The organism is Sporofaciens sp. St.21A7, from assembly GCF_059728535.1.
The window spans coordinates 848,712-861,646 of the sequence record NZ_BAAGFN010000001.1 but is presented as its reverse complement, the minus strand read 5'-3'; the positions used below and the strand labels follow the sequence as shown (position 1 = coordinate 861,646).

Annotated in this window: 13 protein-coding genes; 8 read left to right on the top strand and 5 right to left on the bottom strand. The window is 46.4% G+C overall.

Features of this window, described 5'->3' with window-relative positions; genetic code table 11:
* The first annotated feature begins 55 nt into the window (after positions 1–55).
* Genes AC6I3O_RS04070 through AC6I3O_RS04060 form a run of 3 tightly spaced genes read left to right on the top strand, consistent with a single transcriptional unit; the run spans position 56 to position 2,085 of the window.
* The gene (locus tag AC6I3O_RS04070) at positions 56–235 is read left to right on the top strand and encodes a hypothetical protein (protein ID WP_497849845.1); all 180 of its coding nucleotides are present in this window, start codon (positions 56–58) and stop codon (positions 233–235) included.
* A gap of 1 nt (position 236) precedes the next feature.
* Positions 237–947, top strand: a complete 711-nt coding sequence (locus AC6I3O_RS04065) for an ATP-binding cassette domain-containing protein (RefSeq protein ID WP_497849844.1) — start codon at positions 237–239, stop codon at positions 945–947.
* Positions 928–2,085 carry a hypothetical protein gene (locus tag AC6I3O_RS04060; protein WP_497849843.1) on the top strand — a complete coding sequence of 386 codons (1,158 nt, stop codon included), beginning with the start codon at positions 928–930 and terminating at the stop codon, positions 2,083–2,085. Before AC6I3O_RS04065 ends, AC6I3O_RS04060 begins: the two co-directional genes overlap by 20 nt.
* A 14-nt stretch (positions 2,086–2,099) precedes the next feature.
* Here AC6I3O_RS04060 and AC6I3O_RS04055 read toward each other — a convergent pair whose 3' ends face one another.
* From AC6I3O_RS04055 to AC6I3O_RS04040, 4 genes are all read right to left on the bottom strand, one after another.
* Positions 2,100–2,357, bottom strand: coding sequence for a TfoX/Sxy family DNA transformation protein (locus tag AC6I3O_RS04055; protein WP_491868258.1), 258 nt, complete (start codon positions 2,355–2,357; stop codon positions 2,100–2,102).
* A 195-nt stretch (positions 2,358–2,552) separates the two neighbouring features.
* Entirely contained in the window at positions 2,553–3,089 is a 537-nt protein-coding gene (locus tag AC6I3O_RS04050; RefSeq protein WP_497849842.1) for a hypothetical protein, read from the bottom strand.
* 113 nt (positions 3,090–3,202) lie between these two features.
* Positions 3,203–4,504, bottom strand: a complete 1,302-nt coding sequence (locus tag AC6I3O_RS04045; RefSeq protein WP_497849841.1) for a sensor histidine kinase — start codon at positions 4,502–4,504, stop codon at positions 3,203–3,205.
* Between the two features lie 49 nt (positions 4,505–4,553).
* Positions 4,554–5,291, bottom strand: a complete 738-nt coding sequence (locus tag AC6I3O_RS04040; protein ID WP_497849840.1) for a LytR/AlgR family response regulator transcription factor — start codon at positions 5,289–5,291, stop codon at positions 4,554–4,556.
* Positions 5,292–5,568: 277 nt separating this feature from the next.
* Between AC6I3O_RS04040 and AC6I3O_RS04035 the strand changes: the two genes are divergently transcribed.
* From AC6I3O_RS04035 to AC6I3O_RS04015, 5 genes are all read left to right on the top strand, one after another.
* The gene (locus AC6I3O_RS04035; RefSeq protein WP_497849839.1) at positions 5,569–7,137 is read left to right on the top strand and encodes a P-loop NTPase family protein; all 1,569 of its coding nucleotides are present in this window, start codon (positions 5,569–5,571) and stop codon (positions 7,135–7,137) included.
* A gap of 23 nt (positions 7,138–7,160) precedes the next feature.
* Positions 7,161–7,859: a LytR/AlgR family response regulator transcription factor gene (locus AC6I3O_RS04030; protein WP_497849838.1), complete on the top strand. Its 699-nt coding sequence runs from the start codon at positions 7,161–7,163 to the stop codon at positions 7,857–7,859.
* A gap of 19 nt (positions 7,860–7,878) precedes the next feature.
* On the top strand, positions 7,879–8,541 hold the full coding sequence (locus AC6I3O_RS04025) for a sensor histidine kinase (protein WP_497849837.1): 663 nt from the start codon (positions 7,879–7,881) through the stop codon (positions 8,539–8,541).
* 128 nt (positions 8,542–8,669) lie between these two features.
* Positions 8,670–10,502 carry an ABC transporter ATP-binding protein gene (locus tag AC6I3O_RS04020; protein WP_497849836.1) on the top strand — a complete coding sequence of 611 codons (1,833 nt, stop codon included), beginning with the start codon at positions 8,670–8,672 and terminating at the stop codon, positions 10,500–10,502.
* Positions 10,499–12,376 carry an ABC transporter ATP-binding protein gene (locus AC6I3O_RS04015; protein ID WP_497849835.1) on the top strand — a complete coding sequence of 626 codons (1,878 nt, stop codon included), beginning with the start codon at positions 10,499–10,501 and terminating at the stop codon, positions 12,374–12,376. Before AC6I3O_RS04020 ends, AC6I3O_RS04015 begins: the two co-directional genes overlap by 4 nt.
* Before the next feature lie 122 nt (positions 12,377–12,498).
* Here the strand turns inward: AC6I3O_RS04015 and mscL are convergent, their stop codons facing one another.
* Positions 12,499–12,912 (bottom strand): large conductance mechanosensitive channel protein MscL, encoded by a 414-nt coding sequence (mscL, locus tag AC6I3O_RS04010; RefSeq protein WP_497849834.1) that lies wholly within the window; start codon positions 12,910–12,912, stop codon positions 12,499–12,501.
* Positions 12,913–12,935 lie beyond the last annotated feature (23 nt).

Genomic DNA, 12,935 nt, shown 5'->3' with positions numbered 1-12,935 from the left:
ACTTTGTTACACAAACAAAGTTGAAATCATTCATTCAAGCAAGGAGGACTTTATCATGCGTCACATTTATATCCGAAGTTTTATCGCTCTCATCTGGCTGGCCGCCGCAATCTACTGTGGAATTTCCGGTAATCTGGAAATGACCGGTCTATACCTGATCCTTGGCGGTGTTTTCCTGTTTTCCGCCCGAACCATGTGGAAGAAGAAAAAAGAACAGGACAAAGGAGAAAAATAGTATGAACCGCCCACCATTGTTATCGCTCCAAAACCTTCGGGCATGGTATCGCCCGGGAAAGCATATACTGACTGATTTTTCCATAGAAATCAACGCCCATGAAGCGATTGGGCTAATCGGGCTGAACGGCGCCGGAAAGACCACCTTCCTGAACCTGCTCTCCGGTCTGCATCCACATTTTCATGCAGACCAGATTCTGGTGGACGGATGCGAATCCACATTCCGGAACCCGGATTTCAAGCTGCGCCGCTATACCGTCTTTGCAGAAGACCACTCCTTTCAGTACTTTACGTTTTGGGAATATCTGTCCTATGTATTCGCGGCGTATGGGCAGAAGATTCCTGACATATCCTGTCTCGTCGAAGGATTCCATTTCGGGGAGTATACGGAAATGCTGCTAAAGGATTTGTCGATGGGCAATCAGAAGAAGGCTTTCTTAATCACTGCATTTGCATTGAAGCCAGAGCTTCTTCTTCTTGACGAACCGGTAAACGGACTGGACTTTGCCAGTACGGAGTATTTGTACCAGTTGATTGCCGGTTATAAAGAACATGGAACCGTCCTGTTTTCTTCCCACATATTAGAAAGCGTCACCCTGACCTCTGACCGGGTGCTGGTTTTGGAAAACGGAAAAATACAGAAGAATTTTGGACAAGAAGAAATCGATACAGCAAAAATCAGGGAGGCGCTGCATGAAGAAACACATTTATAAAGCATTTGCAAAGAAATTATTCGGGGCAAGGTATGAAAGGCTCGGCAAGACGGTTTTTACCGAAATCATCTTATTCTACAGCCTGCATATTACCGGACTTCAGGTCAGGATTGCCCCGTCCGTCCTGTATGTGATGACCACCGTATTTACCGCCGGGATTATGTGGCAGGCTCTTTCCTCCTCCGACCACGCGGGACAGCTGAAACATATGCTGATGCTCCCGTTCGTTGGAAAGGAGTTTATCTCTGGCTATGTGGGGATGCTGGGCATTTATACGCTCATTACGAAAACTACAATGCTCTGGTCTGCTGTGTTTGCTGTCTCTGACCGCAATCTGCCGGAACTGATTGTGAGCGTACTTTGCGCGCTGAATGGGGTCTTCCTTCCAAGCCTTATATTTGTTCTTTTAAGAAATATGGATGCTTACAGGTTCTTTCTCCCATTGCATCGTGTTTTCGCAAAACCATTCTATATGGGGCAGTCATCCGGTAGGCAGTCCCCTTGGCAGACTGTCCATGCAGCAAGGCTGACGCCCCAGAAGAGCGGCTGTGCATACATGTGGAAATACTTCTTCCGCTATCTGACGGCACATAAAAACTACCTTGTCAACACTGCCGCCATGTGCGGGATTGCCTGTGTGCTTCCATTACTGTTCGGCAATACAGAGCCGGGATTCATACTGCCAATCGGCCTTGGGATTCTCTCCATGAACACACCCCTGTGCACCCTGCTCTCCTGCGACCCTTCGCTCAATCAGGCGGTTCGTTTTCTGCCCGGACAGAAACGATTATTCTGTGTCTCATACTGTGTCTTTATCTTCGGCGTGAATCTGTCAGTAGATATCATCTTCCTGTTAAGCCTTGCCGCCCGGTTGGGAAGTCTCGGTATGGATGCCTTCCTCATGGCAGTCTTCTTCGCACTGCAGGGCGCAGTCGGTTCTGTCTGGTTAGAATGGTCCTATCCAATCAAGAACTGGAAAATTGAAAGCGACCTCTGGCATCATCCGAGGAAATATATCGTACCTGCGGCTCTTGTTTTAATCGCAGGATTGTTGGGAACCGTGCCATGGTTCTTGTATATCCTATATGGAATTTTAGGAATTGAAATCCTTGCCGTAAGATGTTCTTTTGAAGGATAGCTGTCCTTTTGCGGCTATCCCTTTAAAAATTCGCTGAACTCCTTCAACTCTTTTTTCTTCTCTTCCGAAAGGCTGTTAAATTCTATATTCTCAACTGCTCCCTCAAGCGCGTAGAGATGTACCAGGCATACGTTCGGGTATGCCATTTTCAGCTTCAAAAATGCCTGTTTTGCACCCGACTCAGCCAGTTTCTCAGGAGAATCAATTCCGACCGATGTCAGCTTCTTTGCCATCTCCTTGCCAATGTTCCTCATAGATGTTAATTCCGCCATTTTTCTCCCTCCTGCCGCAACTCTGATACAAGTGTGCTGTCTGCATTATATTCAGGCAGCACACTAGCACAATGAATAAATTCATTATACCGCATTTTTACTTGAAGTAAAATCCTTTCATCTATCAAAAGAGGGGTGCTGCAAAACAGCTCTATATAAGCCGCATTTTGCAACACCCCACGCTTATCCAACCGGTCACATCTTCGTCATCACCATATGCCGGCGCCTATACCCGTCGTTGTCTTTCTGACTCAGTTCTCTTTCCACCTGTGCAAGCTCCCGCTCTAAACTCTGAACCTTGCTTTCGTCCTGTTCCATCCTAAGTTGCCCTTCCAGCTCACTTTTCCGCTTCTTTAGCTTCTCAATCTCACGGTCAACCTTATCTGTGCTTCCCATGTACCTTTCCGTCTTCTTCCCGTCCGCCTTCTTTGCAGCCTTATCCGGTTCCATCCCGTCCGCCTTCTTTGCAGCCTTATCCGGCTCTTCCCCACTTTCCGGAAGTTTTCCGGATTCCGGAGTTCTGTCTGGTCCCGGAACATATTCATCTCTTATACGCTGTCCCGGAACATTCCCGGCCCCTTTGGCAAAACCAGACTCCTTCTCAGTCTTAGATGTCTTCAAATCTTGAGAGCCTGCATACTTCTCTTTTTCAGCCTTCTTCTCTTCCATCCTTTCTCTCCACTGCAAATACGGATCTATCGGCCTGGCATTCACTCTTGAAATCGGTCCCATATTCTCCCTCCTATTCTTGTCAACTCATCTGCTTACAATGCCATTTTACCCCGTTCTCACAGGATTGCAATGGATTTGGCATGACCTGTCGTTTTTATGTATCAGAATGCAGCTCATACATTGGGTTGCGCATTCTGATACCTGCCGACCTCAGCGAGTGACAAATTCAGCAGCACATTCAGCCGGAACCGCTGGTTTCCATACTCCGTCTGCATTGCACCATGATATTTTTCCGCCACTGCCCTTACATTGGAAAGACCAATTCCTTCCGCCACTGCCGTTCCTGCGGCGCAGCTATTATCAAATTCCAGCATATAATAGTCCCCCTGCCCCTCCCCTCTTACTGTCATCATTTTCCTAGCATCACCAAGGGCAGAACACGCCTCTAACGCATTATCCAGCGCGTTTGCAAATATCACACACAGGTCAAAGTCATCAATCCCGCAGGTTCTTGGCAGGATAACGGAAACTGCCGTCTCAATCCCCTCTAGCCTTGCCAGCTCCATCTTCTCCCCCAGCAGCACATCCACAACAGGATTGCCCGTCTGGTATGGAAAAGATAATTCGGCCGTCTTATATTCCAGTTTCTCCAGATAATCTTTCGCCTCCTCAATCTGCCCCGTATTCAGCAGATTGCCCAACACAGATAAATGATTCTTGATGTCATGGCGGAACGAGCGCGTCTTTCCATACCGCATCTGCGCCTCTGCAATATAGGTTTTTTGAGCCTGCGCCGCCTGGGATAAAGAAGCAAGTTTCGCCTTGGTCTTTAGCTCACAACGCGCCCTTCCATAGGCATACAGGGTACAGCAGAGCGCGCCAAGCCCCATGACTTGCAGCATAAGCAGCAGCAAATGCTTTCCCGGCTCATGAAAATTCACATGGACATATGAATTCTGCATAATGTAAAATTCCGCCGCGCAGAAAAACAGACCGGATAACAACAGAATCCAGATGTAGGAGCTCTCTTCTTCCAATGATAAGAACTTCCGGATAAATGCATAACAGAAGGCGCTCAGCATAAATGTGGCGGCAGTCGCCAGAATAATGAGTAGATATAACAGCGGACCTCTTATGGACGGCGGCATCAGCAAGACTTCCACAGCATTCATAATCCCGAACGAAAGCTGCGTGACATAAACGGCCAGGACAGACGCCACCCAGGACACGGAAGGGCGATTCCTAAGCGCCCATCGGCTCATTACATATAATGCCGTTATTTCTATGCAAACCGAAATGAAATCAAGAAAATTCAACACCACGCAAATCTTCTGAATTATGCAGAGCATGAAAAAATAAACAGCCATCTGCCAAATTCTCCATTCTTTCCCGCTAATGGCGGCGATAAAAACGATATGCGCAATACTTAATCCGGTAAGCGTAAGGACAACAAGCAAAATACTGAACCAATCCATATCCGACCTCCTCCAAGCTGATATTGCCATGAGCCGATATAGCTTATGCTCATGGGCGCTCCTTGTGCCTTTCGGCTATCCTTCTTTCTTTCATATGGCACAGAAGCGCCTGCGTCAGTTCCCGCTCCCGCAGCCTTGACACGGGAATCTTCTCTCCTTCTGGCAGCAATACCTGTCCTGCCTCGCAGCCCCTTACATAGTCAAGGTTCACCAGATAGCTCCTATGGCATTGGAAGAACCGACCGTCCACATGACTTTTCAGGTTCTCCATCCGGTCATAATAGTCGATGATTTCCCCGTTTTTCTGATGAATATAGATTTTCCTTCCCTGGACTTCACAGTATACACTCTCGGACAGCAAGACCACCTGGCTCTGATTTCCTCTCTGCACCAAAAGCCGTTTTGCAGGCTTTTGCCTAATACGCTCATACACCCGCTCCATCGTCCGTTCAAAATGTCCGGTATCCAACGGTTTGAGCAGGTAGTCACATGCTTCCACCTCAAATGCATCAAACACACACTCTTTTAGTACAGTCACAAAGACCAGCAGGCTTTGGCTCCCCCTCTGCCTGAGCCTTCTAGCCGTCTCCATGCCGTCAGGCTGTTCCATCTGGATATCCAGAAATATCAAGTCAAAATCATGCCCCCATGCAAGGAGCTGTTTTCCGCTTTCAAATCCCCTGATGCGATAATCCATGTCCTGTCTTTTTGCCATGTAGTCTGAAAAATGGCGGGAAATTTCTTTTCGCATAACCGGCTCGTCGTCACAGATTGCAATTTCCAACATTGTCGTCACCACACTATCTATTCATTGGGATATAACATTATCTTATCAGGATACCAAAATTGCAGTCCTATGCCAATTACTTTGTCATGAAATGTAGGAATCCTGTCATGAATGTGCCGATGTCCACACTTATAACGCTCTCATTGACACATCCATTTTAGCTGCATTTAGCTGCATTGTACCATTTCATTCTTCCCATAACAGCGGCTCTATAGTATAATAGAGATAATATTTTTTAAGGCAATCGAGCTTTCATGTGCCTAAGGAGGCAGCTTTCATGAGACATTTTAATGTAACTGGTCTATGTACGCCAGATAAGGATTATATGGTCGATATCTCTGATAAAATACAAAAGATTCGTGGTATGGTCGATATGGAGGAATATTTTACAATCAACCGCGCAAGACAATATGGAAAGACCACCACACTGCAAGCATTAAAAAAAAATTTGAATATGGACTATATTGTATCCAGAATCAGTTTCGAGGGAATCGGCGGAACTATTTTTTCGGACGAGGCTAAATTCTGTCTTGGATTTGACGAACTTTTTGGCAAAAGCCTTCGTTTCTCATCAGCATCTTCGGAAGATATGAAGCAATGGAACCGCTATCCAAAAGACACGGACAGTTTCCTGAGGCTTTCTGAAAAAATTACGGATTTCTGTATGAACCGAAAAATCGTCCTGCTGATCGACGAAGTGGATCAGGCTTCGGACAATCGGGTATTCCTACATTTTCTCGGCATGCTCCGCGAAAAATATCTGGCAAGGAAAGCAAATGAGGATTTTACTTTTTTTAGCGTGATTCTTGCCGGCGTTTACGACATAAAAAATATGAAACTCCATATGATAGAGCGAGGTTATCATTCAACGCCACAAGGGGAAGTGAAATACAACTCTCCTTGGAACATTGCGGCAAATTTTGATATTGATATGTCTTTTTCTGCCTCTGAAATTGAGTCTATGCTTTCGGAATATGAGACAGACCATCGTACCGGAATGGATATCCCCCGAACGGCGTCCCTGCTCTGGGACTATACCAATGGATATCCTTTCCTTGTAAGCCGAATCTGTCAGGAGATTGACGAAACGGGATTGGCATGGGACTGCTCCGGAATCCAAATGGCAGTTAAAAATATCCTACTAGAAAAAAATACGCTCTTTGATGACATTTCCCACCATTTGGAGAATAATACTGAACTGCGGACTTTTATGTACGAACTTTTAATCCTGGGACAAGAGAAGCCATTCGAGCGGACAAATGGTACGGTGGATCTAGCGGCGACCTTTGGCTTCATCCGCAATGATAACGGAAAATCCGTGATTGATAACCGCATGTTCGAGATAAAGATTGCAAATTATTTTATATCCAGAAATCAGGAAGATAAAAAGCATTTAAAAATCACAGGAGTCTTGTCAGAAGATGTGATACAGGACGGCCATTTTTGCATGGAATACGTATTAGAGACATTCTCACATCATTATGAGGAACTTTATGAAAATATAAAAAACAGGAAGTTTCTGGAAGAAAACGGCAGGATTCTTTTTCTTACTTACCTACGTCCGCTAATCAACGGGAAGGGATTTTACCATATAGAATCCCGTACGAATACCGAACGCCGGATGGATCTGATCGTAGATTACGGAACTGAGCAATATATCTTAGAGTTAAAACGCTGGTATGGAACAAAAAAACATGAAGACGCCTATGAGCAACTCTTCGGATACCTGGAAAGCATGCACGCCGAAAAGGGATATCTGCTGACCTTTGATTTCCGTCGCCAGAAGAAGCCGCGGATGGAATGGATTACGTATCAGGGAAAGCAGATTTTTGATCTTATCATGTAGAAAACCAGAAAGGCGGTGTACCTATGGTCTGCCATATTGCCATATGTGACGATAATCCCGCAGATTCCGGATATCTGTCAAAACTCTTAGACATCTGGTCTTTGAGACAGGATATCCAGCTTAAAATGGAAACCTTCACTTCGGCAGAGGCTTTCTTGTTCCGCTATGCGGAAAATAAATACTTTGACATCATTCTGCTTGATATTGAGATGAAGGGCATGGACGGCGTAACTCTTGCGAAACAAGTACGCCGAGAAAATGAAGCCTTACAGATCATCTTTATTACGGGTTATTCTGACTATATCGCAGAAGGCTACGAAGTAGCCGCCCTCCACTATCTGATGAAACCTGTGAAGGAAGACAAATTCTTCTCGGTCATGGACCGCGCCGTTGAAAAGATGAACCAGAACGACCGCTGCCTGAACCTGAATCAGTCGGGCGAGATGGTGCGGATTCCACTCTATGAAATCCGTTATCTGGATGTGCAGAAAAACTATGTGACGATTCATGGCAAGGAAGATTATACGGTCAAGCAGACCTTGAACCATTTTGAAAAAGAACTGGATCAGCGGTTTTACCGGGTGGGACGTTCCATGATTTTAAATCTGAACAGTATCCGGCGGATTACAAAAACAGAAGTCCATCTTCTGGACGGAACGGCCCTTGCACTTCCCAGAGGAGCCTATGAACCCTTGAACCGTGCTGTCATTTCTTATACATGATACATTCAGGAGGTAAATCATGTCATTTTTATCCCGTCAAATCGACAAACAGCTTGCCGCCTATCAGCGTGAACTGATTGAAACCCACTACCAGGAGGTAGAGAATATGTACCGCCAAATCCGCGGCTGGCGGCACGATTACCGTAACCATATCCAGACTATGAAGGCATTTGCCGCAAATGGAGATATGGATGCAATCAAGGCTTATCTGGACGAACTGGATACGGATTTAAACACGGTAGATACGGTAGTCAAAACCGGAAACCACATGGCGGATGCCATCTTAAACAGTAAGATTTCCCTTGCTAAGTCCAAACATATCCCAGTCCATGTGGACGCCCATATCCCCGTAAAGCTGCATATGTCAGAGCTTGACCTCTGTATAATCATCGGCAACCTCTTTGACAACGCCATCGAAGCCAGTCTGCCGCTGCCAAAGGATGAGCGGCTGATCCGGGTATACATGGACATGAAAGGCACACAGCTCTACCTGTCCTTTACCAACTTCACCGCCACAAAGAAACTTGAGAAGAAAGGCAAGCTGTTCGGCACAACCAAAGGAGACGGGCATGGGTTCGGGCTGGTGCGCATTGACCAGATTATCGAACGGCTGGACGGGTATCTAAGCCGAAACAGCGAAGACGGGGCCTTTACAACGGAGATTCTAATACCCCAGTTATGAGAAAACGATTCATCCCCCCTTTTGAGCAATTCGTCCCCGAAAATATCCGAGAGCAGATTTTCGTACTATGATGTCCATGAACCTTTTAGAAAGGATTATGGACATTATTTCATTACGAGGAGGTAACTATGACGAAAACAACCGCCAAAAAGACAAAGTATAATCTATGGCAGAATACCGCTTTCATGGTGCGTATTGCCTGGAATACCTGCCCAAGCGTCATTTTTATAGGGATCGCTCTGGCGCTGGCAACCACAGGAAGCACAGTTGCAGAACTGCTGCTTACTCCTTCCATCCTACAAAAATTAGAAACAAACGCATCGCTTACGGAACTGCTGATACTGATTGGTATATTCAGCGTCAGCCTTGTGATTCTCAACGGGTTTCTTGGATATCTGTACGAAAATACCTCATTCGGGCGTATCGAAATCCGCACAGAAATCGTATGGTTAATCGGACGTAAACTTGCCCGTACTTCTTACTCTAACCTTCTGGATACTAGATTTATCAGCTTCAAGAGCAAAGCTGAACAGGCATGCAGCTCCAACACCGCTCCTACGGAAGCAATCTGGGATACCTGGGTCCTGATTTTGACAGATGCTATGGGTTTTCTGATATACCTGCTGCTATTGTCCGGATTGAACCCATTTCTTATTGCAGTCGTCATTCTTACTACAACTATCGGTTTCTTCCTGAGCAAACGCCTGAACGAATGGGGGTATCGCCATAGGGAAGAAGAAACTGCTTACATAAAAGAAATGGACTATATCTGCCAGACAGGCACTTCGCGCAATTATGCCAAAGATATCCGAATCTTTGGTCTGCGCCCATGGCTGACCGACGTATGGGGCAGTGCATTCCATCTATACCAGTCATTTCTTGCCAGACGTGAAAAAGTATATATATGGACAAATATCATAGACCTTTTGCTTACATTGCTTAGAAATGGTATTGCTTATGCTTATCTGCTCGCTCTGACTCTAAGAGACGGGCTGCCTGCCTCAAAATTCCTTCTTTACTTCACAGCTGTCAGTGGATTCACCCAATGGGTTACGGAGATTCTGGAGCAGTTTACCGAACTGCACAAACAGAGCCTTGACCTCTCTACACTCCGTGAATACCTGGAATGGCCGGAGCCATTCCGGTTTGAGGACGGAACCGCGATTGCCACAAACCCTTCCGGAGATTACGAACTTCGTCTGGAGGATGTATCCTTCCGTTATCCCTATGCTTCAAAGGATGTAATCTCCCATATCAGTCTGACCATCCGTCCCGGCGAGAAGCTTGCCATCGTAGGCTCAAACGGAGCCGGCAAGACAACGCTTATAAAACTCCTATGCGGATTCCTTGACCCCACAGAAGGCCGCGTCCTTCTGAACGGTGAAGATATCCGCCAATACAACCGCCGAGATTACTACGACCTGTTTTCTGCAGTATTTCAGGACTTCTCTGTCTTGGAAGCCAGTGTGGCGGAAAATGTGGCACAACGAGCAGATAACATTGATATGGAAAAAGTCCAGGCATGTCTTGAACGGTCAGGCATATCAGAAACCGTCGCGGCTCTTCCCAATGCTCTTGAAACGAAGATTGGCCGCCAGGTTTACGAGGATGGCGTCGAACTGTCCGGGGGGCAGATGCAGAAGTTGATGCTGGCACGAGCTTTTTACAAGGATGCTCCTATTATCGTGCTTGATGAGCCTACCGCCGCCCTTGACCCTATAGCAGAGAATGAAATTTATCTGAAATACAATGAAATGACCGAAGGACGAACCGCCCTGTTTATCTCCCACAGACTTGCCTCTACCCGTTTCTGCGACCGAATACTTTTTCTGGAGCAAGGGCATATTGCAGAGGACGGCACCCACGAATCACTGCTTTCACTAGGTGGTAAATATGCAGAATTATTTGAGATACAGAGTCACTATTATAAAGACAGGGAGACGAAAGGAGATGCACAATGATGAAGCAAAAACAACTGACTTACTGGGAAGCGCTGAAACTCAATTACCGCTCCCTCATTATCTGGCAAAAGTTTTGCCCCAAATTGTTATTATCTATTCTGGCATCCTCCGTCTTCGAGGCGTTAAGTCCCTATGTCACGATTTGGCTGTCTGCCAGGATCATCAATGAACTTGCCGGGAACCGCAATCCTCAGGAACTTATCAGGCTGGTTCTGCTGCAGATATCTTCTGCCGCAATCATGGCGCTAATCGGAGGAATATTAAGCCGTTGGAAAAACTATGAAAAAGAATCTTCCGACCGCATACACAGCAAACTTTACATGGAGAAAATGTTCAGGCTGGATTATGCCGATATTGACCGGCAATACATTTTCGACCTATATTCTCAAATCCTGCAAAACGATAAGGTAAGCTGTTGGGGATTCCGCTCCATTGTGACGCTGTTTGAAAAACTATCCACAGCTACACTTCAATGTCTGGGCGGTATTGGTATGACCGTCACCCTGTTTTTGTCCCCCGTTCCGAAAGGCAACAGCAGCTTCGCATTCCTAAACCATCCGCTTAGCATCGTAATGGTTGTGTCGGTCATGCTTCTGACGGCGGTACTTTCCACGTACTGCTCGAACCGCAGCATCGGTTACTGGCTCCATCATATGTCACAGGCAAAGCTTGGCAACCGTTATTTTCGCTTCTACGGTATGATAGACGAGTACCCGAAACGCATGGAAGATTTCCGAATCTACAGCCAGCACGAAAATGTATACAGAACCTACGTAAAAGCCTGCAACTTATTTGCCCCGGATTCCAAACTTGCCAAATGTGCCCGTGGTCCGATGGGTCTGTGTTCCGCCCTTTCCCAGGCTATTTACGCATTACTGACCGGGATTATCTGCCTGTTCGTATGCCTGAAATCCTATGCCGGAGCTTTCGGCGTCGGTTCCGTGACACAATATATCAGTGCTATCACCAGACTGTTTCTGGGAATCTGTGATATCCTGAGATATTCGGGACCTTTGTACGCTAACGGTGAATTCCTGAAAACCTCCTTCGAGTTTCTGGATCTGCCCAATACCATGTATCAGGGCAGCCTCACCACAGAAAAACGTTCCGACCGGCAGTATGAGATTGAATTCCGGGACGTATCCTTCCAGTATCCCGGCTGCAGCCAGTATGCGCTGCGCCATGTAAACTTAAAGTTCCGGATTGGAAGCCGTCTCGCCGTCGTAGGCATGAACGGTTCCGGAAAGACCACATTTATCAAACTGCTGTGCCGTCTCTACGACCCTTGCGAGGGGCAGATTTTACTGAACGGAATTGACATCCGCAAATATCAGTACGACGATTACATCAATCTTTTTTCCGTCGTATTCCAGGACTTTCGGCTTTTTGCCCTTCCGCTGGGAGAAAATGTCGCCGGCAAAGCAGACTATGACCGCAGACGCGCCAAGAAATGCCTGGAGCAGGCAGGATTTAGTGACAAGCTTACCGCCATGCCCGAGGGGCTAGACACCTATCTTTATAAAGAAATGAAGCCAAACGGCGTGAACGTCTCCGGTGGGGAAGCACAGAAAATCGCGCTTGCAAGGGCGTTATACAAAGACTCGCCGTTCATCATACTAGATGAGCCTACGGCTGCCTTAGACCCTGTGGCAGAGATGGAAATCTACTCTAAATTTAACGACATCGCAGGCGATAAGACGGCTGTCTACATCAGCCACCGCCTCTCCTCCTGTAAATTCTGCGATGAGATTGCGGTGTTCCACGAAGGAGCCATCATCCAACAGGGCAGCCATGAGGAACTGGTTGCGGATGAAATGGGGAAATATTATGAACTGTGGCATGCACAAGCGCAATATTATGTGAACGCCGGTTAGCGATATCCTCTTATATGTCCATTGCAAATCAGGCGTGTGATTTGCTGCATCTCATACGCCTGAATGTCACTTCTATTCCATTTATACACTGCATGCCGGCAGACCGGACATAACAGAGTGGGTTAGCAAGAAAGCTCAGATGTACAATTCGGACATCTTGTCGCATCAACTGCGATTTCACTCTTACAGAAAGGACATTTTTTTGTTGTTGGTATCTCTTCCGCTTCTTTTCTTGTAATCTTGTCACCCATGCCATTTACCACTTTCATAAGCAAAAATACGATAAATGCCATGATCAGGAAATTCACGACAGCAGTGATAAATTTCCCATAGTTAAGCGTGACTTCCCCCAGCAGCTTCACATGCAAACGGTCAAAATTCATTCCTCCAAACAATCCAAGCAGCGGATTGATAATATCTTCCACTAGAGATGTAACGATACTTGTGAAGGCGCCGCCTATAATGATACCAACTGCCATATCCATGACATTGCCGCGCGCGATAAATGCCTTGAACTCTTCCATAAACTTTTTCATTTGTAAAATCCTCCCATCTTCTT

What these genes read in the sequence shown, in the direction of transcription:
- AC6I3O_RS04055 (WP_491868258.1), bottom strand. Translation starts at nt 2,357, where the DNA reads ATGGCGGAATTAACATCTATGAGGAACATTGGCAAGGAGATGGCAAAG.
- AC6I3O_RS04060 (WP_497849843.1), top strand. Translation starts at nt 928, where the DNA reads ATGAAGAAACACATTTATAAAGCATTTGCAAAGAAATTATTCGGGGCA.
- AC6I3O_RS04020 (WP_497849836.1), top strand. Translation starts at nt 8,670, where the DNA reads ATGACGAAAACAACCGCCAAAAAGACAAAGTATAATCTATGGCAGAAT.
- AC6I3O_RS04040 (WP_497849840.1), bottom strand. Translation starts at nt 5,291, where the DNA reads ATGTTGGAAATTGCAATCTGTGACGACGAGCCGGTTATGCGAAAAGAA.
- AC6I3O_RS04025 (WP_497849837.1), top strand. Translation starts at nt 7,879, where the DNA reads ATGTCATTTTTATCCCGTCAAATCGACAAACAGCTTGCCGCCTATCAG.
- AC6I3O_RS04030 (WP_497849838.1), top strand. Translation starts at nt 7,161, where the DNA reads ATGGTCTGCCATATTGCCATATGTGACGATAATCCCGCAGATTCCGGA.
- mscL (WP_497849834.1), bottom strand. Translation starts at nt 12,912, where the DNA reads ATGAAAAAGTTTATGGAAGAGTTCAAGGCATTTATCGCGCGCGGCAAT.
- AC6I3O_RS04045 (WP_497849841.1), bottom strand. Translation starts at nt 4,504, where the DNA reads ATGGATTGGTTCAGTATTTTGCTTGTTGTCCTTACGCTTACCGGATTA.
- AC6I3O_RS04035 (WP_497849839.1), top strand. Translation starts at nt 5,569, where the DNA reads ATGAGACATTTTAATGTAACTGGTCTATGTACGCCAGATAAGGATTAT.
- AC6I3O_RS04015 (WP_497849835.1), top strand. Translation starts at nt 10,499, where the DNA reads ATGATGAAGCAAAAACAACTGACTTACTGGGAAGCGCTGAAACTCAAT.
- AC6I3O_RS04070 (WP_497849845.1), top strand. Translation starts at nt 56, where the DNA reads ATGCGTCACATTTATATCCGAAGTTTTATCGCTCTCATCTGGCTGGCC.
- AC6I3O_RS04050 (WP_497849842.1), bottom strand. Translation starts at nt 3,089, where the DNA reads ATGGGACCGATTTCAAGAGTGAATGCCAGGCCGATAGATCCGTATTTG.
- AC6I3O_RS04065 (WP_497849844.1), top strand. Translation starts at nt 237, where the DNA reads ATGAACCGCCCACCATTGTTATCGCTCCAAAACCTTCGGGCATGGTAT.